Source organism: Xanthomonas sp. 4461 (assembly GCF_024806475.1).
GTDB classification, from domain to species: Bacteria; Pseudomonadota; Gammaproteobacteria; order Xanthomonadales; family Xanthomonadaceae; genus Xanthomonas; species Xanthomonas arboricola_F.
Map to the genome: position 1 here is coordinate 606,950 of NZ_JANTYV010000001.1, position 25,800 is coordinate 632,749.

The following is a 25,800-nucleotide window of genomic DNA, read 5'->3' on the forward strand; positions in this document are numbered from 1 at the left end:
CCTGGTATGGCGGGCGCTAGCGCATCGTGTCCCCGAATACTCTACGACCAAAGTTTTACCCTGCCGCAGAACGTCGCCATTGACCGCAGCCGGGGCACGGGGGGACCCTTGAGCGAATCGTTCCTGAGGGGCATGCATGAAAGGGTTCTCGAAGCTGGCCTGGGGCGCGCTCGCGCTGCTGGCCGCGTTCTGTCTGGGTACCGTGGCGCTGCGGCGTGGCGAGCACATCAATGCGCTATGGATCGTGGTGGCGGCGGTGTCGATCTATCTGATCGCCTACCGGTTCTACAGCCTGTTCATCGCCGACAAGGTGATGCAGCTCGACCCCACCCGCGCCACGCCGGCGGTGTCCAACAACGATGGCCTGGACTACGTCCCAACCAACAAGCACGTGCTGTTCGGCCATCATTTTGCCGCGATCGCTGGCGCCGGGCCCTTGGTCGGCCCGGTGCTCGCCGCACAGATGGGCTATCTGCCCGGGCTGCTGTGGCTGGTGGTCGGCGTGGTGTTTGCCGGCGCAGTGCAGGACTTCGTGGTGCTGTTCCTGTCCAGCCGCCGCAACGGGCGCTCGCTGGGCGATCTGGTGCGCGAGGAAATGGGTCAGGTGCCCGGCACGATCGCCCTGTTCGGCGCCTTCCTGATCATGATCATCATCCTGGCGGTGCTGGCGATGGTGGTGGTCAAGGCGTTGGCCGAGAGCCCGTGGGGCATGTTCACGGTGATCGCCACCATGCCCATCGCGATCATGATGGGCGTGTACATGCGCTACATCCGCGTCGGCAAGATCGGTGAGATCTCGGTGGTCGGGCTGATCCTGCTGCTGGGCGCGATCTGGCTGGGCGGCAAGGTCGCCGCCGACCCCACCTGGGGGCCGGCGTTCACCTTCACCGCCAAGCAGATCACCTGGATGCTGATCGGCTACGGTTTCGTCGCCTCGGTGCTGCCGGTGTGGCTGCTGCTGGCGCCGCGCGATTACCTGTCCACCTTCCTCAAGATCGGCACCATCCTGGCGCTGGCGATCGGCATCCTGGTGGTCATGCCCGATCTCAAGATGCCGGCCCTGACCCAGTTCGCCTCCACCGGCGACGGCCCGGTCTGGAAGGGCGGCATCTTCCCGTTCCTGTTCATCACCATCGCCTGCGGTGCGGTGTCCGGCTTCCACGCGCTGATCGCCTCCGGCACCACACCCAAGCTGCTCGCCAACGAAGGCCACATGCGCTACATCGGCTACGGCGGCATGCTGATGGAATCGTTCGTGGCGGTGATGGCACTGGTGGCCGCATCGATCATCGAGCCTGGCATCTACTTCGCCATGAACAGTCCTGCCTCGCTGGTGGGCACCGACGCCTTCGCGGTGGCCGCAAAAGTCTCCGAGTGGGGCTTTGCGATCACGCCTGAAGTATTGGAAGCGACCGCCAGGGACATCGGCGAGCACAGCATCCTGGCACGCGCCGGTGGTGCGCCCACACTGGCGGTGGGGATCGCGCAGATCCTGCACCAGTTGCTGCCGGGCGAAGACACCATGGCATTCTGGTACCACTTCGCCATCCTGTTCGAAGCGCTGTTCATCCTCACCGCCGTGGATGCGGGGACGCGTGCGGGCCGCTTCATGCTGCAGGACCTGCTGGGCAACTTCATCCCGGCGCTGAAGAAGACCGAATCGTGGACGGCCAACATCATCGCCACCGCCGGTTGCGTGGCGCTGTGGGGGTATCTGCTCTACACCGGGGTGATCGATCCGTTCGGCGGCATCCAGACCTTGTGGCCGTTGTTCGGTATCTCCAACCAGATGCTGGCAGGGATCGCGCTGATGCTGGGCACGGTGGTGTTGTTCAAGATGAAGCGCGACCGCTACGCCTGGGTCACCCTGGTGCCGGCGTTGTGGCTGCTGATCTGCACCACCTATGCGGGGCTGATCAAGATCTTCGACAGCAACCCGGCGCAGGGCTTCCTGGCGCAGGCGCACAAGTACCAGGCCGCCATCGCCAGCAACACCATCACCGCGCCGGCCAAGACGGTGGCGCAGATGCAGCAGATCGTCACCAATGCCTACGTCAACACCGGGCTGACCGTGCTGTTCCTGTTCGTGGTCGGCTCGATCCTGATCTATGCGGTCAAGACGATCGTGATCGCGCGCCGCACTCCGCAACGCAGCGACCGCGAAACCCCGTACGTGGCCTTGCAGCCACACCAGATGGCGGATCTGTAATGGGCACCCAACTCGTTCTTGCCAGTCAATACCAGGTGCATCGCCGCATCTGGAGGCGCTTGATACAGACTGCACGCCTGTGCTGCGGCATTCCCGATTACGACAACTACGTGCGCCACATGCTGGAAAAACATCCCGACAAACCGGTGATGGACTACCCGGCATTCTTCCGCGAACGCCAGGATGCGCGTTACGGCGGCAAGAGCGGGTTTCGTTGCTGCTGATCGGACGCGTGTCTGATCAGAGAGTGGCCGATCGTCTAGTGGAGCCGCAACAGGGCGCGATGCGAATCGCGCCCTGTTGCGTTGATGGCTTGGGGTTGGCCGCAAGGGGGCCTCTCGCACTCATCACCGCAGACACGCCGCAAGGCCGGGCGGCTGATGGCCGGCCTTGCCAATGGATCAGTTGTAGAGCGGGTGATCGGCGGCCTGGCTGCAGGGCCTTGCCCACCCACCGCTGCGGGACACGCCGCGAGGCAGAACGGCTGATGGACGGCCTTGCGAATGGATCAGTTGTAGGGCGGTTGATCTGCGCGCTGGCTGCAGGGCCCTTGCCCGCCCACCATCGCGGGACACGCCGTGAATCCGTCCATGGAGGCTCTTACGCGGCATCCATGCCGCGTAAGGTCCCGCGACGGTGAGCGGGCAAGGACCAGTCGAGTTGGTCGGTGCGCATGGAAGCGCCGTGGTGGATGCGCCTGTTCGGTCATGACGTATCGGCTCCATGTCTGATGGGGGCGCCGCACTACAGACAGCTTTTCAAACGAGCGCCGACCAACTGTCTGGTGCGGTGTCCTCGCCGGTTGCGGGACCGTGTGGCGGCATGGATGCCGCCACCGAGCCTCCAGGGACGGATTCACGGCGTGTCCCGTAAGCGGTGAGGGCACCGCGCGCACGACTCATCGGGCTTTTGACCTGCAAGAGACCCTGTCAGCGCCTCAGCCAGCGCGTTCTTGCGCAAGCCGCTCGAACAACGCAGGCAGATCGCGCATCTCGTCGAACACCGCCAGCACACCAAGGCGACGCAAGGTATCGGCATGTCCCTGCGGGATATGGCTGGCACCGGTGAAACCCAGCACCTGCATGCCGGCCGCCAACGCGGCAGTTGCACCGGTGGGGCTGTCCTCGATCACCAGGCAGCGCTCCGGCGCAACACCCAGGGTGCGGGCAGCCAACAGATAGACATCGGGCGCCGGCTTGGGCCGCTCCACCATATCGGCGGCAAAGATGTGTCCCGCCGCGCGCGCAGTGAGCCCCACCCGTTCGACCGAAGCGATCACATTGTGGCGGCGACTGTTGGAGGCTACCGCCAGCGGCAGCGGGATCTGCTCCAATGCCGCGCGCACACCCGCAATCGGCTGCACCTCGGCGGCGATCAAGGCCTCGCTGCGCGCCTGGATCTGTGCCAGCAAGGTCTCGGGCAACTGCAGCGCAAAGTGTTCCTCCACCCGCCGCAATACCTCGCGCGTGGTCTGCCCGAACGTGGTTTCCAGCAGATGTTCCAACGGCTCGGCCGGCACGAACGCTGCCAGCGCCTCGCGCATCACCCGGTCGGCCAGTATTTCGCTGTCGACAAGAACCCCATCGCAGTCACTGATCAGTAGCTCGTACGCCATTGCACCCATCTGCTTGCAAAGCGCCATTATGCCGGCCCGGTCGTGACCGTCGGCTGTGGCCCGGCGCTAGTACAGGTAACAACTAGGCACACGCATTCGCCTGGAAGGCCCTTCGTCAAGCAGTCCCGACCAGACGCCCCGCCTCCGCGCCGATGTCACGAAATCTTACCGCTTGCGATTTTTACAGCTGGTAGGATCTGCCCCGCTGCGGAAGGACTTGCCGCAGCGCCATCAGGAATGCGATCAGGAGAAGGAGATTTCGATGCAACCGCGATTCCCTGCCCTGCTCGTTCTTGCGACCTCGTTTTTCGCGGTCTCATGCACCGCCTCGCCCGGTGCCAAGGAGCAAACCACCATGTCAGCTACGCTGCAGGACCACGCCGTCGCCTTCCGCGACCCCGGTCTGACCGACATCGCCAACGCCGTCGCGCACGGCGATGTTGCGCGGATCAAAACGCTCGCCCCCACCGTCGATCTGGCCGCACACGGCGATCAGAACGTGACCTTGCTGGAATGGGCGATCTGGAACGAACAACCACGCGCCCTGGACGCCCTGCTCGACGCGGGCGCCGACCCCGCGTTACCGGGCATGGACCAGGAAACGGTCGTGCACATGGCCGCAATGGCGCAGGATCCGGAGTACCTGAAGATTCTGCTGCAGCACAAGGCGCCGATCGATGTGGTCAGCGCACGTGCCGGCTGGACGCCGCTGTTCCGCGCGGTGCAAAGCAAGCGCGATGCGCAGATCGGCCTGTTGCTCGATGCCGGCGCCGACGTGCAGCGTGTCGACCACACTGGTAACAGCCTGCTGCATCTGGCCGCGCAGAGCGGCGCCGCCAGCCCGGCAGTATTGCAATTGCTCAAGGCCGGCGTGGACCCCACGGTGCGCAATGCACAGCAGAAGACCTTCCAGGCGTATTTCTTCACCACGCCGGACCGCCTGCTCAATGCCACCGGACAGCAGGTCAGGTCGGATGTGCGTACATGGTTGAGCGCCCACAACATTCCCGTGGAAAGCAGCCGCTAAGCGCGCTTTCCGTACGACGCACGCAAGGAGCCGCGCATGCCCACGTCAGTATCCATCTCTTCCACCGCCGCACCCACTCCGTTCGCAGAGTCGATGCGCGGACAACAACCGCAACCGCAGGACCGGCAGTTTCCGGAGCTGTTGCAAGATCTCTACGCCACTGCAAACCAACGTCGCGAAGGCGGCGCCGAAACCTTTGCGCCGCTGGCCAACGGCTGGTCGCGCATGGACGACAGTGCGCTGCAGCAGGCCGGCATCGATCCGGCCCTGCTGCACGATGCCAAAAGCGGCTTCGATGCCGCGTTCTATCGCAACGATCAAGGCCAGGTGGTGCTCGGTTTTTGCGGCACCGACGAAGGCAAGGACTGGAAGCACAACATCGGCCAGGGCCTGGGCTTTGCCGATGCGCAATACGCATCGGCAATCCAGCTCGGCAGCCAGGCCAAACAGGCCTTTGGCGACCAGGTGGTGATCTCCGGCCATTCGCTGGGCGGTGGTCTGGCGTCGGCATCGGCCATGGTCAACGACATTCCCGCAGTGACGTACAACGCGGCCGGCGTCAACGACCGCACCCTCGAACGCGAGGGCCTGGATGCGGCGGCAGCCAAGCAATATGCCAGCGATGAATTGATTCGCGGCTACCACGTCAAGAACGAAATCCTCACCCATCTGCAGGAAGACAGCATTCCGCTGAAGTGGACGATGCCCAACGCGGCCGGTCACCAGATCCAGTTGCCGGAGCCGGACCCGCTTTCGTTCGGGCAGCGTCTGGTGCCCGGCATGATGCTCAAGCACCGACTGGACCTGCACGGGATGGACTCGGTGATCAAGGCGCAGGACATGCAATCGCCCGACCAGGCACGCGGCGCGTCGCTGCAACCCGGCAGCCGGTTGTTCAACGACGCGGTCGTGCAACTGGATGGCCAACGCGAGCGGCTGGGGCTGCGTGACGACACCGCGTTTCTCAACACTGCTGCCAGCGTGGCCGCGCGTGCAGGCAACGACGGCCTGCAGCGGATCGATCACCTGGTCCCCAACCGCGATGGCGACAGCCTGATTGCTGTGCAAGGCCGCATGGACGACCCGGCGCATCTGCGCAGCCATGTGCAGACCGCATCCGCTGCCAATGAGCCTGCGCAAGGCAATGTCAGCCAGTTGCAGCAGCACAACCAGCAACCTGCCCAGCAGCAGGAAGAGCAGCGCCGCGTGATGCAGCACTAGAGGGCCTGGCAAACCGTGCCGCACGCAGTCCTTGTCCCATGGACGCGTGCGGCGCGGAAAGCGTCGGGGAAATGGACAGCCACTTTGCGGCGGTAAACCGACCGGAAAGCGCATGCAACTGTTCCAGGCAGCAGCCCCATGACGCCGGCCGCACAGCGCAACGCGGCACTAGCCTGCCCCGGCCATCGCCCGCAGGGTGATGCCGACCAGATAGGCCAGATAGGTACCGGTGGCGTAGCCCATCGTGCCCAGCAGCACACCCACCGGTGCAAGCGCCGGGTGGAAGGCCGCAGCGACGACGGGCGCAGACGCCGGGCCGCCGATGTTGGACTGCGAGCCGATCGCAAAATAGAAGAACGGCACCCGCAGCCAGCGCCCCAGCGCCCACAACAAGGCGATGTGCACGGCGATCCAGATCAGCCCGAGCAGGAACAGCCACGGCCGATCCAGCAGCGCCAGCAGGTCCATCTGCATGCCGATGCAGGCGATCAGGAAATACAGCAGCAACGCGCCGATCCTGGAGGCGCCCGCGCCTTCCAGGGTCCGTGCGCGCGTGAAGCTGAGCAGCAGTCCCAGGCTGGTCGCCAGCACCACCACCCACACGAACGGCGCATCCAGACTGAACTGGCCAGCCCAGCTCAGCTGCGCCTTGCACCACGCCGCCAACGGGTTGGCCAGCGCGTGGGCCAACCCGACCCCGCCAAACGCCACTGCCACGATCACCATCAGATCGGCCAGGCTGGGGATGCGCGCATGTTCGGCCTGGAAGCGCGCCATGCGCTCCTGCAAGGCGTCCAGCGCTCGGGTGTCGGCACCGCTGCGCTCATCGATCTTGCGCGCGCGTCCGGCCAGGAAGATCAACGCCGCCATCCACACGTAGCCGACGCCGACATCGACCACCGCAAACTGCCCGAACGTGGTCGCATCGACATTGAACACTTCGCGCATCGCCAGCATGTTGGCGCCACCGCCGATCCAGCTGCCCGCCAGTGCGGCCATGCCCGCCCAGGTGTCGCCGGCGACGGTTGCCGGGTGCAGCCATCGCATCACCCAGAAGGCGACCACCGCGCCCAGCATGATGCTCAGTGACGCGCCCAGGTACATGGCGACCAGCTTGGGCCCCAGCCCCAGGATCGCGCGCAGATCGATGCTCAGGGTGAGCAGGATCAATGCGGCCGGCAGCAGCACATCGCGGGCGATGGGGTTGTACAGGCGCGTGTTGGCGCCATCGATCAGCCCGACGGTGTTGTAGATCCCGGGCAGCAGGTAGCACAGCAACAAGGCCGGCACCACGGCATAGAAGCGCCGCCACGGGCCTTGCTCGCGCGAGGAGGTCCAGAACACCGCCCCCAGAGTGGCGGCGATCAGGCCGAAGACGACGATATCGTTTTGAATCAGTGCAGACGCAGGCGCATTCACCGCGGGCGGTCATCCGGACAGAGGGCCGCCGACGCGGATCGGGCCAGGAGCGGCCGATGACCACGAATCTAGCCGACCGCGGCGGTCACGCAAACCCTGCGGACAATCTGACCGCGGCGGGTCTGGCGATCGCAACCGGTCCATCTGCGGCGCGCCGCATTTCAATACCAGGCGGATGGGCGGTTGAACAGTCCGTCGAGCGCGCGCCTTGTCGTTATCGGCAGCTTGCTGCCGCGACCGGTCGGTTGGCAGAAGCCGACACAGCCTCGCAGTCGCACAGCCGCAGCCAGACTGAAATGCGGCCATACGGCCATCGCGATCGACGCCGGGCGCCGGACCAGCGCTTAACCGTAGCGCCGCACCACGCGTTCGCCGTCGGCGGTATCCAGGACCACGCCGCTGGGCTGGCCGGTGGTCAGGCAGTGCAGCTTGGCCATCAGCTCGGCATTTTCCAGGGCGCCCTGCTCGCGCAGGTAGCGCAGCGGTGACCATTCCGGGCGGGTCACCCACCAGCTGCCTTGCTCGGGACGAATGCGTACGACGTAGCGGGATTGGTCCATATGGCCTCCGGCCGGTGAGTACAGCGGTCAAACACAGCGGGCGCGCCGGACGGGCGCACCACGCCAGGGATTGGGGCAAGCCACGCCACTTCCGGTAGCCAACATGCCCTTACTCAAGGGGCCGCGGGAGAGTGGCCGATGGCTCCGCGTTTGGCATAGCGAGCATGCGGTTTTACGCATGGCGACACCGTCGGGCGGACACTGGCATCCGAGTAGGAAAATTCTTACGTGACACAGTTCACGCTGAGCGCTACATTCCACGACGAGGGGTGAAGAAATCTTCACAAGCAGCCGCCACAGGAGCGCCGACGGCTTGCAGGAATCAGGGCGCGCTCGAACCAGACCTTGGGGAGGGTTGGCATGTATCTGCTCAGAAAGTTCCAGTTTCCGGTCAAGACCGCGATGGTGGTGGGCTACGTTCTGGTGGTCAGGGAAGCCTTGGTGCTCTGGACCTGATCGGCATCGGCGGATTGCGTAGCAGGCTGTCGGAAATCGGTGGCCGATACCCGTCATCGCGTCTCAATCCCGGTCTACCCACCCGCGTTGTTGCGCTGCCGCAAGATCCGCAGGCGTGTCCACGTCCAGCGCCAGCGCCGGTGCGCTGACGCAGCCCAGCGTCTGCACATCCAGACTGGCGAACAGCGCGCGCAGACCGCTATCGCCCTGCAGCGCAACGTCTGCCCAGGCGGTGTGGGGCACCACCGCGGGAATACCGCGCACGCCCGCATAGCCACTGGTGGCACACCGCGAAGTGGCACGCTCAGCTTCGTCCAGCAAGGCGCGTAAGTGCGGCGCCTCCAGTGCCGGTTGGTCGCACCCCAAAATCAGGCTGCGTCGCAGCGTCGAATCGTCCTGCACATGCCGGCGTAGTGCGGACAGGCTGGAGCCCATTCCGGAAGACCAGTCGGCATGCCGCAGCACTTCCACCTCCAGCCCCTGCAGGACGTCGGCCAGCCTGTCGGCATCGGCGCCCAGCACGACGACACAGCGCAGTGGTGCGGTCTGCAATGCGATGCGTGCAGCACGCCGCAGCAATGGTTCGCCGTCGCGCATCAGCAACTGCTTCGAGCGGCCGAGCCGGCTCCCCGCGCCTGCCGCCAATATCAATGCGGCATGGTCGCTGCTCATGCGCAGGACCTGCCAAACGCGTGACAGCCGACGCACGTAGCGCGGCAACTGCGTGCCTGCTGCAAGCTGCGTGCGTCGCCAGGCGTTGCGTGCATGCACACGGCAACGCGTGGCGATCCGGCAACTGGCACATCGCACGACACAACGTCACAAAGCGAGAGAACAAGGGGCATGGCGACGTCGTGCGTGATGGAGACAGACTCAGCGTAGAGGCCGCGCTGTGCGTGCGGAGTGACTGCGCAACGCATCGACCGCATGCGATGCTCGCGCTGGTGCGTAGCAGGCGTCAACGCACCATGCGGAGTGCGGATTAGTGCGGAATGCGTGCACGCACACGGCGTTGTGTCGGGATGGATTACCTGCACGAAGCAGCGCTGCGGGCAACTGCCAAAGCCTACGAGGCGCGGCACGACAAACCATACGACAGATGCACGACGACCTAAGCGCTGGCCGCACCGATATGCAGGTCCGTCACTGCCTGCGTGGCTTCGGCGATGATGCCCAACGCGATGGTCTGCGGCGATGAGCGCCCCATTCGCCAACCCGCCGGCAGGCGCAAACGCGCAAGCGCAGCTTCGTCGTAGCCCAGCGCACGTAACGCGTGCAGGCGGCTGTCGCGCTTGCTCCGGCTGCCCAGGATGCCGATGCATGCTGCATCGGTTTCCAGGCCGCGGCACGCGACCTGCAGATCGATCTCGCTGTCGTGCGCCAGGCTGTATAGGGCTGTGCCGGCGTCCAGCTGCAGATCGCGTAACGCATCGCGCAAGCTGCGGCGATCGTAGTGTTCCGGCGCCAGGCCGGGCGGCGGCTCACTGGGCCCGTGCGGACGCAGCACACGCGCCTCGATCCCCATTTGATTGGCCAACGCCACCAGCGCCAGCAATGCAGGATCTGCACCCACCAGTACCAGCCGCAAGGGCGGGCGATGGACGCGCAGAAATTCGCCGGCACGCACGTCGTGCACATGGGCGGGATAGCGCACGCTCCCGGTCCTGCGGTCCAGCGCAACATGAAACGCGCGGCGGTGCTGACGCGCATTGCGCCAGCGTGCGAGATGCTCGGCCAGATCCGGCACTGGCCAGACCAGCACGCCAATGCGCCCGCCACAGCTGAGCTGGATGTCCAGCACATCGCTGCCCTCGCCATAGTCCAGCCATCGCGGCTGCCCATCGCGCAATACGCCCATGGCTTCATGCGCAACGGCCGCTTCCACGCAACCGCCGGAGACATAACCGGCAACCCGGCCATCGGCCGCGATCGCCATCTCGCTTCCCAGCGGGCGCGGCGAGGAGCCCTGCACGTCGATCAAGGTCGCGATCGCCACCCGCTGGCCGGCGCGGTGCCAGGCGGTCAGCACCGGCAGCAGATCGTCGTGCAATGCGTAGCTCGGCCATGCCGGCCACGCCGGCTCGGCCGGCGCTGCATGCGTGGCAGGAGCGACGACTGCACTCACGCGCGCAGTTGCTCGGGCAGATGCGGCAGCAGCTTTTCCAACGTCACCGGGTAGTCGCGCACGCGCACGCCGGTGGCGTTGTAGACCGCGTTGGCAATCGCTGCCGCCACGCCGCAAATTCCCAGCTCGCCCACGCCCTTGGCCTTCATCGGCGAGGACATCGGATCGCTTTCTTCCAGGAACACCACGTCCTGATGCGGAATATCCGCATGCACCGGCACTTCGTAACCGGCCAGGTCGTGATTGACGAAGAACCCGAAGCGCTTGTCCACCGCCAGTTCCTCCATCAACGCCGCACCCGCGCCCATGGTCATGCCGCCGATGACCTGGCTGCGCGCGGACTTGGGATTGAGGATGCGTCCGGCCGCGCACACCGCGAGCATGCGGCGGATACGCACCTCGGCGGTGGTGATATCCACGCCAACTTCGACAAAGTGCGCACCGAAGGTCGACACCTGATGGGTCTTGGACAGGTCGCCGAACTCGATCTTGTCCTCGACCACCAGGGCGCCATTGGACGCAGCATCGCCCAGTGGAATGCGCTTGCCGCCGGCACGTACATGGCCATCGGCAAATTCGGCCTTGGCCGGGTCCAGGCCCAGCTGCTTGGCGACGGTTTCGCGCAGCTTCACCGCAGCTGCGTAGACGCCAGCGGTGGAACTGTTTGCGCCCCACTGCCCACCAGAGCCCGCCGATGCCGGGAAGCTGGAATCGCCCAGGCGCACGTCCACCCAGTCCAGCGGCACGCCCAGCATCTCGGCCGCGGTCTGCGCGATGATGGTGTAGGAGCCGGTGCCGATATCGGTCATGTCGGTTTCCACCACCACGCGACCACCCTGCTCCAGGCGCATGCGCGCCCCGGAGGTCATCACCGGCGCGTTGCGAAACGCGGCCGCCACGCCCATGCCGACCAACCAGCGCCCGTCGCGGTTGCTGGCTGGCTTGGATTTACGCTTGGACCACTGGAAACGCTCGGCACCGTCTTGCAGGCACTTGACCAGCTGGCGCTGCGAGAACGGGCGCTGCGGGTTTTCCGGATCGACCTGCGTATCGTTGACGACCCGGAACTTGACCGGATCCATCGCGAGTTTTTCGGCCATTTCGTCCATGGCCACTTCCAGTGCCATCAAACCGGGCGCTTCGCCGGGTGCACGCATGGCATTGCCTTCCGGCAAATCGAGCACGGCCAGCCGGGTCGCGACCAGCCGGTTTGCCCCGGCGTAGAGCAACTGCGTCTGCGCGGCGGCGATCTCCGGGCCGCCCTCGGGCAGGTCGCCCGACCAGCTTTCGTGTGCGATCGCGGTGATCTTGCCATCGCGCTCGGCACCGATGCGGATGCGCTGCACGGTCGCCGGACGATGTGTCGTGTTGTTGGCGATCAGCGGGCGCGGCAGCATTACCTTCACCGGACGCTTGACTTCGCGCGCAGCCAGCGCGGCCAGGACTGCATCGGCACGCAGGAACAGCTTGCTGCCAAAACCGCCACCGATGTACGGCGACATGATGCGCACGTTTTCGCGCGGAATGCCCAAGGTCACTGCCAGGTCGCGCGCACCCCAGTTGATCATCTGGTTGGACGTCCACACGCTCAGCTTGTCGCCGTCCCACATCGCGATCGACGCATGCGGCTCCATCATCGCGTGCGAGTGATCGGGCGTGGTGTACTCGGCATCCAGTTGCACCGGCGCCGCGGCGAAGGCGCCATCGAAATCGCCGACGGCGCTATTGGGGGCCCCGCCCTCCTTGCTGACCTTGGCGCCATCGCGCGCTTTCTTCAGATCGTATGCGCCGACGTGGCGGCCGTAATCGACCTTGATCAACTGCCCCGCTGCGCGGGCCTGCTCGAAGGTTTCGGCAATCACCACTGCAATTGCCTGGTGGTAGTGCTGGATTTCCGGGCCGCCCAGCAACTTGGCGGTGTTGAGCTTGCCCTTGTGCAGTTTGCCGGCGTTCTGCGCAGAGACGATCCCGAGCACGCCGGGCGCGTTGCGCGCGGCGCTCAGGTCGATGCTGCGGATGGTGCCCTTGGCGATCCCCGCGCCCACGACATGGCCGTAGGCAGCGCGGCCCGGCAGGTCATGATGTTCGTAGGCATACGGCGCTTGGCCGGTGGTCTTGAGCGGCCCGTCGATGCGGTCGACGGGCTTGCCGACGACCTTGCCTTGATCGATGGGGTTGGAACCGGCAGGAGTGTCGAATTTCATATCAGGCCCTCGCCTCGGCCAGGATCGCGGTCAAGGTGCGTTCCACCAGCGGCACCTTGAATGCGTTGTGTTCGGTGGGCTGTGCGCCGTCCAGCAGCACAGAAGCGATGGCGCGTGCGCCCTGGCGCGATTGCGCTTCGGCCGCTTCGCTACGCCATGGTTTGTGCGCCACACCGCCAACGCCGATGCGCGCGGTGCCGTCGCGCTGCACGACAGCGGCGACCGAGACCAGGGCAAACGCATACGACGCGCGGTCGCGCACCTTGCGATAGACATGCGTGCCGCCAAGCGGCTTGGGCAAGGTCACCGCAGTGATCAGCTCGCCACGTTCCAGCACGGTTTCCAGATGCGGTGTGGTCCCCGGCGCACGATAGAACTCGGCCAGCGGCACAGCGCGCGTCTGTCCATCCGGCCGCACCGTTTCCACCGTAGCGTCCAGCACACGCATGGCGATGGCCATGTCGCTGGGATGGGTGGCGATGCAGGCGTCGCTGGCGCCGATGACAGCCAGCTGACGGTTGAAGCCGCCGATCGCCGCGCAGCCGCTGCCTGGCAGGCGCTTGTTGCACGGCTGATTGGTGTCGTAAAAATACGGGCAGCGCGTGCGCTGCAGCAGATTGCCGGCTGTGGTGGCGCGATTGCGCAGCTGGCCGGACGCACCCGCCAGCAATGCGCGCGACAGCACCGCATAATCGCGGCGAACCCGCGTATCGGCGGCAAGATCGGTATTGCGTACCAACGCACCGATCCGCAAGCCGCCCTCCGGCGTTGCGTCGATGGTGTCCAGATTCAATCCGTTGACATCGATCAGATGCGATGGCGTTTCGATCTGCAGCTTCATCAGATCGAGCAGGTTGGTACCGCCGGCGATGAACTTGGCGCCTGGCTGGCGCGCGGCCTTGACGGCGGCATCTGCCGCCGAGGTGGCGCGCTCGTAGCTGAAAGCCTTCATGCGCGTTCTCCGGCAACTTCGTTGATCGCTTCGACGATGTTGGAATACGCACCGCAGCGGCAGATGTTGCCGCTCATGCGTTCCTGCAGTTCCGGCGTGGTGAGCCGGGTCTTGGCGGTCAGATCGTCGGTTACATGGCTGGGAATGCCGCGCTTGACTTCATCCAGCACGGCCACTGCCGAACAGATCTGGCCAGGTGTGCAATAGCCGCACTGATACCCATCGTGTTTGACGAAGGCCGCCTGCATCGGGTGCAGTTTGTCCGGTGTGCCCAGGCCCTCGATGGTGGTGACCTTTGCGCCCTGGTGCATCACCGCCAGCGACAGGCAGGAATTCATGCGCTGCCCGTCCACAATGACCGTACACGCGCCGCATTGGCCGTGATCGCAGCCCTTTTTGGTGCCGGTCAAGTGCAGGTGCTCGCGCAATGCATCAAGCAAGGTGGTGCGGTTGTCCAGTGTCAGCGTTACCGGCTTGCCATTGACCTCGAAGGCGACCTGGCTGGACGCGTTGGCCGGCTCCACCGCCTGCCGTTGCGACACGGCAGTGGCCGCCATCGAGTGGGTTGCGGCAACGCTCGCTGCCGACGCCGTGCCAGCGATCAATACTTCGCGACGGGTCATCTTGATGTCTCTCATGGCTGGCATCTCCAACAATGCTGGCTAATACAGTTCTTTATCAATGTGCAGGGCCGTCAGTCACAAGCGCGTGAGTGCGGGCTTGAGAACGGTGCAATCGGTGGTTGCCCGATTCTAGTTGTCGCCTGCGCATGCATTGGCGTTGGAGGCAGCATGCGTCTATGAAACGTACTCATCACTGCGCGGCGTCATTGGATAGCGCCGTGGCGACGACGCGCTCGATGCAGCACCGATTGCGGGCGCGGTCACATGCCGACCGGGATGCGCAAGTCAAACCGGCCGCTGCAGAGCAACATCGCTGGACCAGCCGCGATACGAGTGCTGCGGCAGCAAAACCTGCAGACCTGCTTGGCCTGGCGCGCCGGCCACCGTCATGAGGCCAGCGCGCCCGGTCAGCTGGTATCAAAACTCCAGCACGATCTTGCCCAGATGCCCGCCGGCCTTCTGCAATGCGAACGCCTCGCCGATCTCTTCCAGCGCAAAGCTGCGGTCGATGACCGGACGCAGCGACAGACTATCCAGCGCACGCACCAGCTGCTGCTGATGCCGGCGACTGCCGACCACCAGGCCTTGCACACGCTGCTGACGTCCCATCATCTCGGCAGTCGGTACCGGGCCGGCCGCACCGGTCAGCACGCCGATCAAGGCGATGTGCCCGCCCACCCGCGCGGCACGGATCGATTGTGCCAGCGTGCCGGGTCCACCGACCTCGACCACATGGTCCACGCCGCGTCCGTCGGTGATCTCCAGCACCTGCCGCGACCACTCGGCGTGCTGCCGATAGTTGATGACGTGATCGGCACCGAGTGCGCGGACCTTTTCCAACTTCTCGTCCGAGGAGGACGTGGCGATCACGGTCGCGCCCATCGCCTTGGCGAACTGCAGCGCAAAGATCGACACACCGCCGGTACCCAGCACCAGGACGGTGTCGCCCGCCTTCAGGCCGCCATTGGCCACCAGCGCGCGCCAGGCAGTGACGCCGGCAGTGGTCAAGGTGGCCGCCTGCGCATGGCTGTAACCGACCGGCGCGTGTGTAAATGCCTGCGCAGCAGCTACAACCGCGCTGCGTGCATACCCATCGACGCCATCGCCCGGCGTGGTCGCAAAGCCGGCATGCAGCGGTTCGCCGTCCAGCCACTGCGGGAAAAAGGTCGACACCACATGGTCGCCGACGGCGAACTCGGTGACGTCCGGACCGACCGCTTCGACCACACCGGCGCCGTCGGACATCGGAATGCGTCCATCGGCCGTCGGCATCTGCCCCGATACCACGCCGAGGTCGTGGAAATTCAACGAGCTGGCATGCAGCCGCACTCTGATCTGGCCGTGTGCCGGCTGCCCGGGATCGGGCAGCGCAACAACATGCAATGCATTCAAGCCTGCAGGATGAGCCAAACGAACGGCGCGCATGAGGTGTTCCTTGCTGTGACCGGCGCTTGGGATAACACGCCGGGCGTTATCCGCATGCAGTCGAGCCGGCTTTCGGCTTGCTTGTCGGCTGCCGTCTTTTTCGCCGAGTCGAGCGCGGTGACGGCAACCAACCGGCGGGCGCCAGACCGGTCAGACAGCTCATACGGTGCGGTCGCCGCAGGAACGTGGCGTCACCCTGCAGATGCGACGTCCATCAGCGCATTACCGCGATCCATCCCGGCACCAGCCTCGGCAAGCCTTGCGAATATCTGCCGACGCATGGCTGCCGCCATTGCCGCAGCCATTCGATGCAGGCGCAACGTACAGCCCTGCCTCCTGCCACACGAGGACGTCCGGCCGAACCAGACTCGAGCAATGCCTCCGCTGCTTGGCTGCTGATAACCTGCCGACGTCTACACGGCCGGCTTCCGGAACGCCATGGTTTCTGCCCTCCGCTTTGCATGCGCAGTGTTGGCGAGTCTCGCCCTGGCGCAACCGGTTGTCGCGCGCGCATGGCAGCTTGCCGCCGCCATCACTCCGACCAGTGCTGCCGCGTCCACCCCAACGGCGGCAAACGGCGCACCGACTGCGATCGATGTCGCCGACATTCCGTCACTGGCCGACGTGGATCAGCGGCTGGCCGAGCGCGCCCTGGAGGCGAATGCAGAGCCCGGCGCACCTGCTGCCTCGTTCGCACGTCGACTGGCGAGGATCGAAGCCGCGGTCGAGGATCCGTTCTGGCGCATCACCTTTGCAGAGATGCGGATGCTGCCGATTCCGCGCCTGGAAAGCCTGTCGCGCCACTGGCGATTCCAGGCACGCCAACTGGCGCGCTGGCAGTCGGATCTGGCCATCGCAACCACCCATCGAGCCAGCGACGCGGCAGGATTGGCGTCCCGCCGCGAGGCCTGGGTGACGACCGCAACATCCGGGCAGGAGCTGCCCATCGCGCTACGCCAAAGGGTGGACGAGGTCGTGGTCGACCTGGCCCAGGCCGAAGCGGGATTATCGGATCCGCTGGCACGGCTGATCGCACTCGGCCGACGCGGCAACGCGGTGGACGCGCGCATCGAAAGCGCGCAACGTCGCGTCGCAGAGGCGATCGCGGCGTACGACACGCGCCTGCTGCGCGTGGATGGACCGCCACTGTGGCAACTGACCCCGGCCAGCGTCGTGTCCGTGGCCGATACCAGCGATACCGTCCGCAACGGCCTGGAAATCGAATCGCGCTTTGCCGAAGAGTATGTCAAGGGCGATGCGATGGTCGGCCGGCGCGCCTTGCAGACACTGCTGAGCTGTTCGCTCCCGTTGTTGCTGTGGCTCGCCTGGCGCAGTCGCGGGCCAATCAAGGCTGGCCAGATCAGCCGGACCGAGGCGAGTGTGCTTTCGCGCCCTCTTTCGTGCTGGCTGCTGCTCGTCGTCATTGGCGCCTTCGCCTTCCAGCCCGACGCGCCGATGCTGACCCATCAGCTGGCGCTGGTGATTGCGGTCGTCCCGGTGATGCGGTTGCTGCCGACCTCGCACCGACGCCTGCTGGGGATAACGCCACACGTGGCCAGTGCGTTGTTTCTGCTGCTGCGGCTGGGCTTCGTCTTCCTGTCCAGCCCGGTCCCCTATCGTCTTTATATTTTCTCGCTGACATTGCTTGGCCTGGCCGCAGCGGGCTGGCTGCTGTGGCGTGCACATCGCCATGGTCATGCATCGCAGAACGGGCGCCTAGGCAATGCACTGCGCGCCGCAGTGCATGTCGGTGGGGTACTGCTGGGAGTGGCACTGGTGGCCAATGCGTTCGGCAACGTGTCGCTGGCAGAGACATTGACCGGCGGCGTCATCGACAGCCTGTATTTCGCCCTGCTGCTCGCCGCCGGCATGACCGTCCTGGCAACCTGGGTCCAGCTGCTGCTGAAGCGCCCCGGCGTAGCACGCTTCCGGCTCGCACGCGAGCATGCGGGCCCCGCGGTGCAGCGATTGCTCAAACTGCTGACGGCCGCGGCCGTCGTCAGTTGGATCGTCTACGCGCTGGATCGCTTCCGTGTGCTGACCCCGGTCGACGACTCGCTGTCGGCGTTGCTGGGACACAGCTGGGCGCTTGGGGATCTGCGCGTGAGCCTGGGTCATGTGTTGCTGTTCGCACTCAGCGTGGTGATCGCCTTCTGGCTTGCCAAGACGGTACGCCTGGTGCTCGATGGCGAAGTGCTGTCGCGGCTGTCATTGCCGCATGGTGTCGCCAACAGCATCGCCTCGTTGAGCTATTACGCGGTATTGATGCTCGGCCTGATTGGAGCGCTGTCGGCGGCCGGCTTCAAGACCAGCCAGCTGACCTTGGTGCTTGGCGCCCTGGGCGTGGGCATCGGGCTGGGCCTGCAGAACGTGGTCAACAATTTCGTCTCTGGCCTGGTGCTGATCTTCGAGCGGCCATTCCAACCTGGCGACGTGGTCGAGGTCGGAGGGACCACTGGCCGGGTGCGCGACATCGGCATGCGCGCGACCCGGCTGTCGACGTTCGACGGTGCGAGTGTCGTGGTGCCGAATGGTCAAATGATCTCCCAGCAACTGGTCAACTGGACGCTCTTCGATCGCAACCGCCGGCTGGAAGTACGTGTCGCCGTGGCCTATGGCAACGCGCCAACAGAGGTGGAAGCCCTGCTGATCGACGTGGCGCGCACCACCGAGGGCGTCGCGGCCACACCCGTACCGATCGTACTGTTCGACAGCATGGGCAACGTGGCGATGGAATTCATCGTGCGCGCCTGGACACTGGAATACGACAATGCCGGCGCCATCCGCAGCACGCTGGTCGGGCGCATCTACGAGACGCTGACCGCGCGCGGCATCGGCCTGGCGCATGCCGCAGCGGAGGTCTATCCGCCGCCGTCGCGGACCACGCTCTGATCATTGCGCCTTCGCCACGGCAGTCGAGCGCGTCGATCGCAGACCTGCGTTCGATACGAGCGAGTGGCGCGTCTTTCGCGTAGAGGCATCGTCGCCCGACCGTGGCGGCAGTCGGTACGTCAGCCGGTGGTGATCGCCATGCTCGGATCTGCCGTGTTGCCGGTGATCGGCCTCTGGCTGGATCTGCAATTGCGCCGCATGTATCGCAACGAGGCAAGGCTCAGCGCGCAGGCCTGGGGGATGCGCTGAGCGGCATCGCGAACCGGCGTGCACTCGACCATCGCCTGTCGCAGGCACTGCAGCACGCAGGACGCCTGCAGACGCCGTTGTCGGTGCTGATGATCGATGTCGACCACTTCAAACTGTACATGGCGGGCTTTCTAGGCCGCCACAGACGCGGAAGCGTGTTGGACACGCTTGCGACGGATCACCGCGCAACGGCGTTCGCCATCACGTGTGCGGCAAGCCGTTGCGCGTGGGCCGATCGGCCGATGCAAACGCGTCGGGGCATTGCACGGAACATGCAGCGACAGGCTACTCGCCGCCAGCGGGGTCAAGCGCCGCAAGCAGCTGCGTGCGACAGGCGAGCAGGATTTCATCCGCCAGCGGTGCATCGTCCGGGCACGCACGCGACAGGACGACCGCGCCCAGCATGTGCGCGAACATGTCGAGCGTTTTCGCCCGGACACTGGCCTGGGACCCAGCATCAGGCAGCACGCCTTCGCGTTCGACGGTCGCCAGCATCCGTTCGAGTCCGGCTGCGAACGTCGCCTTGATCTCCACCGACTGACGCGCCGCGTCGCCACTGAGCGCCGCCACGGTGCAGCCATCGCTCCTGCCGTCTCTGTGCGTTCTTGAGACGTAGAAGTTGATGAAGTCCCGGATCTCCAACCCCTCCACCTGGCGGGAGATCTGTTCAAGCCCGTGCTGGGCCGTCTCGGCGATCAGGTCAGCCTTGGACCCGAAATGCTTGTAGAAGCCACCCTGGGTGAGCCCGGCGGCAGCCATCAGATCGGCCACGCTCACCCCGTCGTAGCCACGTTCACGAAACAACGCAGAGGCCGTTTCGACGATGCGGGCCCGGTTCTCCAGCGATTGCGCTTTGGTGATTTTCATTGTGTTCCAGGGTCGACGGCAGGCCGTCAATTTACATTGATGTCGACCGCAATCAAAGTTGTTGACATTTTTGAGTTCGATCGACATCATAAATCCACACGGTCGAACGCCACCCGTCGACCACCGCCGCCTCACCTCACCAAGGACACTTCATGAAGACACATAAACCTGTGGCGCTGGTCACCGGCGCTTCCTCGGGCATCGGCGAAGCGGCTGCCCGGCAACTCCTCGCGGCCGGCTATACGGTCTATGGCACCAGCCGGCGCGGTGCGGGAGCCGGCCAGGCGGCGTTTCCGCTGCTGGCGCTGGACGTGACCGATGACGTGTCGGTCGCCGCTGCGATCGCCGAGCTGCAGCAGCGCGAAGGCCGTCTGGATTTGCTGGTCAACAATGCCGGCGTCGGTGTCCAGGGTGCGGCGGAAGAAAGCTCGATCGAACAGGTCCGCTCGCTGTTCGAAACCAATTTTTACGGCGTGGTCCGCGTCACCAACGCGGTCTTGCCCCTCATGCGCAAGCAGGGGAGCGGACGCATCCTCAATGTCGGCTCAGGCCTGGGCCTGATCCCTGCGCCATTCAACGCCTATTACTCGGCCACCAAACATGCGCTGGAGGGATATTCCGAATCCCTCGACCACGAAGTGCGCGGGTTCGGTGTGCGGGTGGTGGTGATCGAGCCGGGCGCGACCCGCACCGCATTCGAGACCAGCACCGTCTGGTCGGATCGGCCACTGGCCGATTACGACGCGCTCCGCGCCAAGTATCGGGCGGCATACGAAAGCGCGATCGCCGTCGCGGCCACCGCCGAGAGCGTCGCCGACACCATCGTCCTGGCCGCACGCGAGCAGCGACCGCAGTTGCGCTACGCGTCGGGCAAGGACGCCAGACAAGGCGCATTCGCCCGCCGGTTCCTGCCTCGCGCGTTGTTCGACAAGGTGCTGCACAAGCAGTTCGGACTGGCGTAATTCCCGGGCATCAGGCCCATCAATCCACGACATGAAGGATGCGACATGAAAGCTGTTCGATTTCACCAGACCGGCGACGCCGATGTCCTGATCTACGAGGACGTTCCCGACCCGACGCCGCAGGACCACGAGGTGCTGATCCGGATCGAAGCGACCGGCCTCAACTTCGCCGACGTCATGCGACGCCGGGGAGACGATTATCCCGAGCCGTCGCCAGCGCCCTTCATTCTGGGCGCGGAAGTTGCCGGCACGATCGTTGCGGTCGGCAAGGCGGTGACTTCGCTGCAAGCCGGCATGTCGGTACTGGCAACACCTGGCGCCGGCGGCTACGCGCAGTACATCTGTGTGCCGGAGGCGATCGTGGTGCCGCTGCCCGATGGCGTGCCGGCGGTCCAGGCCGCGGCCGTGATGGCCAACGGGTTGACCGCCGCGCTGGTGTTGCGCAATGCCGCGCGGCTGGCGCCAGGTGAAACCGTGCTGATCGAAGGCGCGGCCGGCGGCCTGGGCTCCCTCGCGGTGCAGCTGGCCAAACTCTATGGCGCCGGCAAGGTCATCGCCGCAGCCAGCACGCAGGAAAAGCGGGACATGGCGATCCGGTTGGGCGCTGACGCGGCGGTGGACTACACCGCTGCCGACTGGGCCGAACAGGTCCGTGCCCTCACCGATGGCAAGGGCGTGGACGTCATCGTCGAAATCGCTGGCGGCGACAACGTCGCCGAGGCGTTCAAGGCCCTGGCGCCGTTCGGGCGCCTGATCTTCGTCGGCCAATCCAGCGGCAACACCGCCCTGATCGACCCATGGCAGTTGATCGTTCCCAACCACACGCTGACCAGTTTCTATGTGGGTAGCTACCTGGCGTTCCCGCAACTGATTCAGTCCACGCTGACGGAAATCATGGGCTTGATCCTGTCCGGACAACTTGCATTGCAAGTCAACACCGTGCTGCCGTTGTCACAGGCGGCCCAGGCGCATCGGCTGCTGGAAAGCCGCCAGACGACCGGCAAAGTGGTGCTGCAACCCTGGGTCGAGGCTTGAGTCGATACCGGAACTGAAACAGCAAATGCCGACATTCAATGCTGTATTGGGTGAACCTGCGACCTGAGAAACTCCTCGAACGCCTGAGGATCCAGCCCAGTCGACACCGGGACAAGAGTATCCAACCACCCGGCCAGCGGCGCCGCACTGCCGAACGTGCTACGAGGCGACACCGTCCTGGTGCGCGTTGCGCATCTGCAGCGTCTCGGCGCCGCTGCCTGGGCAAACCCGACCGTCGACGTCCAGCGTCGACAGTCTCTGCAGCTGGAAGCGCGCGCCCGCACATCAGGCCGCCACGGCCTGCATATAAAAACCCCCAGCAGGCGCGAAGCGTTAGCGGGGTTGATCTGTTTCAACGTTGCTGATGATCAGAACGGCTGTGCACATCTACCGGATACCCGAGTACGTGGCCTGGAATGGTTTGACCCCGAGGGGGCGCAAACAACCGCCGGCAGCGATGTCAACCGACTGCAGGAAGTCGGTCAAGAAGGCGGATGGAATCCGGGGCGCTTGCGGGATCTGCGCCAACGGTCGCGGTTGCCCCACGCCTGCGGTCACCTACCCTTGGGGGCAGCAGTGGATCCACGCAACATCAAACTGAAATCCAGCGTCTGTTGAAGCGGCACGTCCACCCTTTCGATGATGGCGAGCAGCAGGTTGACCGCGCGGACACCGATCTCCCGCATGGGTTGCCGAATGGTCGTCAATGGCGGCGTGAGGTAACTCGACGACGCCAGGTCGTCGAAGCCGACAATGGACAGCGCATCCGGCACGCGGATGCCCAGGTCCCGGCAGGCGGCCAGGGCGCCCAACGCCATTTGATCGCTGAAGCAGAAGATCGCGGTCGGCGCGGGCGTACGCGCCAATAGCGCCATCGCAGCCGCATGGCCGGATTCTACGGAGAAGTCGCCCGGCACGACGGTCAGGTTGCGCAGACGGCCGCGTGCCTTGCCGGAGGCCCGGGCCCCTTCCAGTCGCTGCTGGTGCAGCGGATTGTCGGGCGGGCCGCCCACTACGGCGACGCGCTCGTGCCCCAGTCCATACAGGTGTTCCATCATGGCGCGCGCGGCGGCCGCGTTGTCGATGTGGACGCTGGGGATGCCCAGCGCCGGGTCGAACTCGCAGCCGTTGACCACCGGCGCGGCGGCGCCCAGCTGCTTGACGATCTCACGCGCCGTCGGCGGAAGGCCGTGCCCCAGCACGATCAGGCCGTCTGCCTCGTTACGTCGGAGCATCTGTGCGTAGCGCTCCTCGCGATCGGGCTGGTGTTGGGTATCGCCTAGCAGGACGGCGTAGCCGACGGCCTGCGCCGCGTCCTCCGCACCCTGCAGGATCTGGGCGAAGAAGGGATTGGCGATGTCCGGAACGGTGACCAGGAGCTTGCCGCTGCGCTGGGTCTTGAGCGTCCTGGCCACCGTGTTAGGGACATAGCCCAGCGCGGCGGCGGCCTGCTCGATGCGCGTGCGCGTAGCCGGCAAGACCTTTTCCGGCCGGGAAAGCGCCCGCGACACCGTGCCGGCGGTGACGCCGACGTGCTTTGCGATGTCGTAGATGGTTGTTGCCATGAGCTCGGTTCTTCTTTCCGCTGTGCAGCGCACAACGGGTCTTGCGGGTGGCCCATGCTAGGATGATTCAATCGATTGCATGAGGGCGAATCACGTTGAAGACGCTCAAGGGTCCGGCGCTGTTCCTGGCACAGTTCATCGCCGACACACCTCCCTTCAATCGCTTGGACACACTGGCCGGTTGGGCTGCAGGGCTGGGCTATTCTGGCGTACAAGTGCCGACCAGCGCGCCCCACCTGTTCGATCTGGCCCAGGCTGCGCAGAGCCAGGCGTACTGCGACGACGTCGCCGGCATGTTGGCCGGGTACGGCCTGCAGGTCACCGAGTTGTCGACCCACTTGCAGGGGCAGCTGGTTGCCGTCCACCCCGCCTACGATCAGTTGTTCGACGGATTCGCACCGTCGGACAAGCGCGGCGATCCCGCCGCCCGCCAGGCCTGGGCAGTTGAACAACTGCTGTTGGCGGCCAGGGCCAGCCAGCGCCTGGGGCTGACGGCACATGCCACGTTCTCCGGCGCGCTGGCCTGGCCCTACTTCTACCCTTGGCCGCAACGCCCGCCGGGGCTGGTGGACGAAGCCTTCGCAGAACTCGGCCGCCGCTGGCGCCCGATCCTGGATGCCTTCGACGCCTGCGGCGTGGACCTGTGCTTCGAGATCCACCCAGGCGAGGACCTGCACGACGGCGCGACCTTCGAGCGCTTTCTAGATGTGGTGGACCACCATCCACGCGCCAAGATCCTGTACGACCCCAGCCACCTGCTGCTGCAGCAGATGGACTACCTGGGCTTCATCGACCGGTATCACGCGCGCATCGGCATCTTCCATGTCAAGGACGCGGAGTATCGCGCCAGTGCGCACAGCGGCGTCTACGGCGGCTACCAGGACTGGATCGATCGTCCGGGGCGGTTCCGTTCGCTCGGCGACGGCCAGATCGACTTCAAGGCGATCTTCTCGAAGTTCGCGCAATACGATTTCCCGGGCTGGGCGGTGCTGGAGTGGGAGTGCTGCCTGAAGCATCCGGAAGACGGCGCACGCGAGGGTGCCGCGTTCATCCGCGACCACATCATCCGCGTGACCGAACGCGCCTTCGACGACTTCGCCGACAGCGGCGCCGATCCGCCATCGCTGCGCCGCATGCTGGGGATCTGAGCCAATACCGCCTGGGAGGGCAAGCCATGAGGCACACCATGTCGCGCTTGGGCGCGATGATGTTTCTGCAGTTCTTCATCTGGGGAGCATGGTTCGTGACCCTGGGCACCTACCTGGTGCAGGGCCCCCTGCAGGCCAGCGCGAGCCAGGTGGCGACGGCCTTCCTCAGCCAGTCCATCGGCGCCATCGTGGCGCCGTTCCTGGTCGGCCTGGTCGCGGACCGCTACTTCGCCGCGCAGCGCATTCTCGCGGTGCTGCACCTCGCCGGCGCGGTGCTCCTGTGGCTGGCGTCCACGGCGACGAGCTTCGGCATGTTCTCCGCCTGCGTCATGCTGTACATGCTGCTGTTCATGCCGACGCTGGCACTGGTCAACAGCGTGGCGATGCGGCACATGCAAGCGCCTGAAAAACAGTTCCCGCCCGTGCGGGTGGCCGGCAGCGTCGGCTGGATCGTGGCGGGCGTGCTGATCGGCTGGCTGGGCTGGGAACAGGCACACCGGCTCGAGCTGACGTTCCGGATGGCGGCGCTGGCATCGCTCGCCCTGGGCCTGTATGCCTTCACCCTGCCGCACACCCCGCCGCTGGCGCAACAGCGCGACGCCGGGCTGGGACAGATGCTGGGACTGGACTCGCTGCGGCTGCTGAAGTCGCGCTCCTATCTGGTGTTCTTCCTGGCCTCGATCGCCATCTGCATCCCGCTGGCGTTCTACTACAACTTCACCAACCCGTATCTCAACGATCTGGGCGTGCGCGGCGCGGCCGGCCTGCAATCGCTGGGCCAGGTGTCCGAAGTGCTGTTGATGCTGGCCATGCCGTTCCTGTTCGTGCGGCTGGGGGTCAAGATGATGCTGGCGCTGGGCATGGCGGCGTGGGTGCTGCGCTACGCGATGTTCGCCTTTGGCGATGCGGGCGGCGGTTTTTCCTTGCTGGTGATCGGCATCGTGCTGCATGGCATCTGCTACGACTTCTTCTTCGTCACCGGCCAGATCTACACCGATGCGCATGCCGGCCCCGCCGCGCGCAGCAGCGCGCAGGGCTTCATCACCCTTGCCACCTACGGCGTGGGCATGCTGATCGGCACGTTCCTGTCCGGTGCGGTGGTCGAGCACTACACCACGGCGGCGGGCCCGGACTGGCAGCAGATCTGGCTGTTCCCGGCAGGCGTGGCGCTGGTCGTGCTGGTCGCCTTCCTGCTGCTGTTCCGCGACCGGCCGGTCGCCGCGGCCATCCCCTCCACACGCTGAGA

At 65.5% G+C, this 25,800-nt stretch carries 20 protein-coding genes and 1 pseudogene; 10 read left to right on the forward strand and 11 right to left on the reverse strand.

Annotated elements, in window-relative coordinates; translation table 11 throughout:
* Window positions 1-136: 136 nt before the first annotated feature.
* Both FHY19_RS02460 and FHY19_RS02465 read left to right on the forward strand, forming a co-directional pair.
* On the forward strand, window positions 137-2,209 hold the full coding sequence (locus FHY19_RS02460) for a carbon starvation CstA family protein (protein ID WP_259161250.1): 2,073 nt from the start codon (window positions 137-139) through the stop codon (window positions 2,207-2,209).
* Window positions 2,209-2,433, forward strand: coding sequence for a CstA-like transporter-associated (seleno)protein (locus FHY19_RS02465; RefSeq protein ID WP_005926176.1), 225 nt, complete (start codon window positions 2,209-2,211; stop codon window positions 2,431-2,433). The genes FHY19_RS02460 and FHY19_RS02465 overlap by 1 nt, the downstream gene beginning before the upstream one ends.
* A gap of 713 nt (window positions 2,434-3,146) precedes the next feature.
* Here FHY19_RS02465 and FHY19_RS02470 read toward each other — a convergent pair.
* Window positions 3,147-3,851: an HAD family hydrolase gene (locus FHY19_RS02470; RefSeq protein WP_259161251.1), complete on the reverse strand. Its 705-nt coding sequence runs from the start codon at window positions 3,849-3,851 to the stop codon at window positions 3,147-3,149.
* Between the two features lie 190 nt (window positions 3,852-4,041).
* Here FHY19_RS02470 and FHY19_RS02475 point away from each other — a divergent pair, with 190 nt between their 5' ends.
* Together FHY19_RS02475 and FHY19_RS02480 are read left to right on the forward strand one after the other, a co-directional pair.
* Window positions 4,042-4,851, forward strand: coding sequence for an ankyrin repeat domain-containing protein (locus tag FHY19_RS02475; RefSeq protein WP_259161252.1), 810 nt, complete (start codon window positions 4,042-4,044; stop codon window positions 4,849-4,851).
* A gap of 36 nt (window positions 4,852-4,887) precedes the next feature.
* Window positions 4,888-6,072 carry an XVIPCD domain-containing protein gene (locus tag FHY19_RS02480; RefSeq protein ID WP_259161253.1) on the forward strand — a complete coding sequence of 395 codons (1,185 nt, stop codon included), beginning with the start codon at window positions 4,888-4,890 and terminating at the stop codon, window positions 6,070-6,072.
* Between the two features lie 168 nt (window positions 6,073-6,240).
* On the opposite strand, the gene FHY19_RS02485 is transcribed toward FHY19_RS02480, so the two are convergent.
* The 8 genes from FHY19_RS02485 to FHY19_RS02520 form a co-directional block, all read right to left on the reverse strand.
* Entirely contained in the window at window positions 6,241-7,491 is a 1,251-nt protein-coding gene (locus FHY19_RS02485) for a DUF819 family protein (protein WP_259161254.1), read from the reverse strand.
* A 344-nt stretch (window positions 7,492-7,835) separates the two neighbouring features.
* Entirely contained in the window at window positions 7,836-8,051 is a 216-nt protein-coding gene (locus tag FHY19_RS02490; protein ID WP_046965284.1) for a hypothetical protein, read from the reverse strand.
* Between the two features lie 519 nt (window positions 8,052-8,570).
* Window positions 8,571-9,179, reverse strand: a complete 609-nt coding sequence (locus tag FHY19_RS02495; protein WP_259161255.1) for a nucleotidyltransferase family protein — start codon at window positions 9,177-9,179, stop codon at window positions 8,571-8,573.
* A 439-nt stretch (window positions 9,180-9,618) separates the two neighbouring features.
* Complete coding sequence (locus FHY19_RS02500; RefSeq protein WP_259161256.1) at window positions 9,619-10,632, reverse strand: XdhC family protein; 1,014 nt, start codon at window positions 10,630-10,632, stop codon at window positions 9,619-9,621.
* A complete protein-coding gene (gene paoC, locus FHY19_RS02505; RefSeq protein WP_259161259.1) occupies window positions 10,629-12,836 on the reverse strand; it encodes an aldehyde oxidoreductase molybdenum-binding subunit PaoC in 2,208 nt (735 codons plus the stop codon). Before paoC ends, FHY19_RS02500 begins: the two co-directional genes overlap by 4 nt.
* A gap of 1 nt (window position 12,837) precedes the next feature.
* On the reverse strand, window positions 12,838-13,788 hold the full coding sequence (locus FHY19_RS02510) for a xanthine dehydrogenase family protein subunit M (RefSeq protein ID WP_259161261.1): 951 nt from the start codon (window positions 13,786-13,788) through the stop codon (window positions 12,838-12,840).
* Window positions 13,785-14,435: an aldehyde dehydrogenase iron-sulfur subunit PaoA gene (gene paoA, locus FHY19_RS02515; RefSeq protein ID WP_259161266.1), complete on the reverse strand. Its 651-nt coding sequence runs from the start codon at window positions 14,433-14,435 to the stop codon at window positions 13,785-13,787. Before paoA ends, FHY19_RS02510 begins: the two co-directional genes overlap by 4 nt.
* A 393-nt stretch (window positions 14,436-14,828) precedes the next feature.
* Window positions 14,829-15,836 (reverse strand): NAD(P)-dependent alcohol dehydrogenase, encoded by a 1,008-nt coding sequence (locus FHY19_RS02520; protein ID WP_259161267.1) that lies wholly within the window; start codon window positions 15,834-15,836, stop codon window positions 14,829-14,831.
* A gap of 438 nt (window positions 15,837-16,274) precedes the next feature.
* Here FHY19_RS02520 and FHY19_RS02525 point away from each other — a divergent pair, with 438 nt between their 5' ends.
* Window positions 16,275-18,728, forward strand: a complete 2,454-nt coding sequence (locus FHY19_RS02525; RefSeq protein WP_259161268.1) for a mechanosensitive ion channel domain-containing protein — start codon at window positions 16,275-16,277, stop codon at window positions 18,726-18,728.
* A gap of 102 nt (window positions 18,729-18,830) precedes the next feature.
* Window positions 18,831-19,096: pseudogene (locus FHY19_RS02530) on the forward strand (diguanylate cyclase); the annotation flags it as partial.
* A 166-nt stretch (window positions 19,097-19,262) separates the two neighbouring features.
* On the opposite strand, the gene FHY19_RS02535 reads toward FHY19_RS02530, so the two are convergent.
* The gene (locus tag FHY19_RS02535) at window positions 19,263-19,844 is read right to left on the reverse strand and encodes a TetR/AcrR family transcriptional regulator (protein WP_259163864.1); all 582 of its coding nucleotides are present in this window, start codon (window positions 19,842-19,844) and stop codon (window positions 19,263-19,265) included.
* Window positions 19,845-19,996: 152 nt separating this feature from the next.
* Here FHY19_RS02535 and FHY19_RS02540 point away from each other — a divergent pair, with 152 nt between their 5' ends.
* Together FHY19_RS02540 and FHY19_RS02545 are read left to right on the forward strand one after the other, a co-directional pair.
* Window positions 19,997-20,806, forward strand: a complete 810-nt coding sequence (locus FHY19_RS02540) for an oxidoreductase (RefSeq protein ID WP_259151696.1) — start codon at window positions 19,997-19,999, stop codon at window positions 20,804-20,806.
* A 45-nt stretch (window positions 20,807-20,851) separates the two neighbouring features.
* A complete protein-coding gene (locus FHY19_RS02545) occupies window positions 20,852-21,841 on the forward strand; it encodes an NADPH:quinone oxidoreductase family protein (protein ID WP_259151699.1) in 990 nt (329 codons plus the stop codon).
* Between the two features lie 554 nt (window positions 21,842-22,395).
* Here FHY19_RS02545 and FHY19_RS02550 read toward each other — a convergent pair.
* Window positions 22,396-23,406, reverse strand: coding sequence for a LacI family DNA-binding transcriptional regulator (locus FHY19_RS02550; RefSeq protein ID WP_259161269.1), 1,011 nt, complete (start codon window positions 23,404-23,406; stop codon window positions 22,396-22,398).
* A 95-nt stretch (window positions 23,407-23,501) separates the two neighbouring features.
* On the opposite strand from FHY19_RS02550, the gene FHY19_RS02555 reads away from it, so the two are divergent.
* Both FHY19_RS02555 and FHY19_RS02560 read left to right on the forward strand, forming a co-directional pair.
* The gene (locus FHY19_RS02555) at window positions 23,502-24,554 is read left to right on the forward strand and encodes a sugar phosphate isomerase/epimerase family protein (protein ID WP_259161271.1); all 1,053 of its coding nucleotides are present in this window, start codon (window positions 23,502-23,504) and stop codon (window positions 24,552-24,554) included.
* A 26-nt stretch (window positions 24,555-24,580) separates the two neighbouring features.
* On the forward strand, window positions 24,581-25,798 hold the full coding sequence (locus FHY19_RS02560) for an MFS transporter (RefSeq protein WP_259161282.1): 1,218 nt from the start codon (window positions 24,581-24,583) through the stop codon (window positions 25,796-25,798).
* Window positions 25,799-25,800: the final 2 nt, after the last annotated feature.

Bases quoted from the DNA above. Each gene is read 5' to 3' on its own strand.
- FHY19_RS02460 (WP_259161250.1), top strand. From the start codon at position 137: ATGAAAGGGTTCTCGAAGCTGGCCTGGGGCGCGCTCGCGCTGCTGGCC.
- FHY19_RS02465 (WP_005926176.1), top strand. From the start codon at position 2,209: ATGGGCACCCAACTCGTTCTTGCCAGTCAATACCAGGTGCATCGCCGC.
- FHY19_RS02470 (WP_259161251.1), bottom strand. From the start codon at position 3,851: ATGGCGCTTTGCAAGCAGATGGGTGCAATGGCGTACGAGCTACTGATC.
- FHY19_RS02480 (WP_259161253.1), top strand. From the start codon at position 4,888: ATGCCCACGTCAGTATCCATCTCTTCCACCGCCGCACCCACTCCGTTC.
- FHY19_RS02490 (WP_046965284.1), bottom strand. From the start codon at position 8,051: ATGGACCAATCCCGCTACGTCGTACGCATTCGTCCCGAGCAAGGCAGC.
- FHY19_RS02495 (WP_259161255.1), bottom strand. From the start codon at position 9,179: ATGAGCAGCGACCATGCCGCATTGATATTGGCGGCAGGCGCGGGGAGC.
- paoC (WP_259161259.1), bottom strand. From the start codon at position 12,836: ATGAAATTCGACACTCCTGCCGGTTCCAACCCCATCGATCAAGGCAAG.
- FHY19_RS02510 (WP_259161261.1), bottom strand. From the start codon at position 13,788: ATGAAGGCTTTCAGCTACGAGCGCGCCACCTCGGCGGCAGATGCCGCC.
- paoA (WP_259161266.1), bottom strand. From the start codon at position 14,435: ATGCCAGCCATGAGAGACATCAAGATGACCCGTCGCGAAGTATTGATC.
- FHY19_RS02520 (WP_259161267.1), bottom strand. From the start codon at position 15,836: ATGCGCGCCGTTCGTTTGGCTCATCCTGCAGGCTTGAATGCATTGCAT.
- FHY19_RS02525 (WP_259161268.1), top strand. From the start codon at position 16,275: ATGGTTTCTGCCCTCCGCTTTGCATGCGCAGTGTTGGCGAGTCTCGCC.
- FHY19_RS02535 (WP_259163864.1), bottom strand. From the start codon at position 19,844: ATGAAAATCACCAAAGCGCAATCGCTGGAGAACCGGGCCCGCATCGTC.
- FHY19_RS02540 (WP_259151696.1), top strand. From the start codon at position 19,997: ATGAAGACACATAAACCTGTGGCGCTGGTCACCGGCGCTTCCTCGGGC.
- FHY19_RS02545 (WP_259151699.1), top strand. From the start codon at position 20,852: ATGAAAGCTGTTCGATTTCACCAGACCGGCGACGCCGATGTCCTGATC.
- FHY19_RS02550 (WP_259161269.1), bottom strand. From the start codon at position 23,406: ATGGCAACAACCATCTACGACATCGCAAAGCACGTCGGCGTCACCGCC.
- FHY19_RS02560 (WP_259161282.1), top strand. From the start codon at position 24,581: ATGAGGCACACCATGTCGCGCTTGGGCGCGATGATGTTTCTGCAGTTC.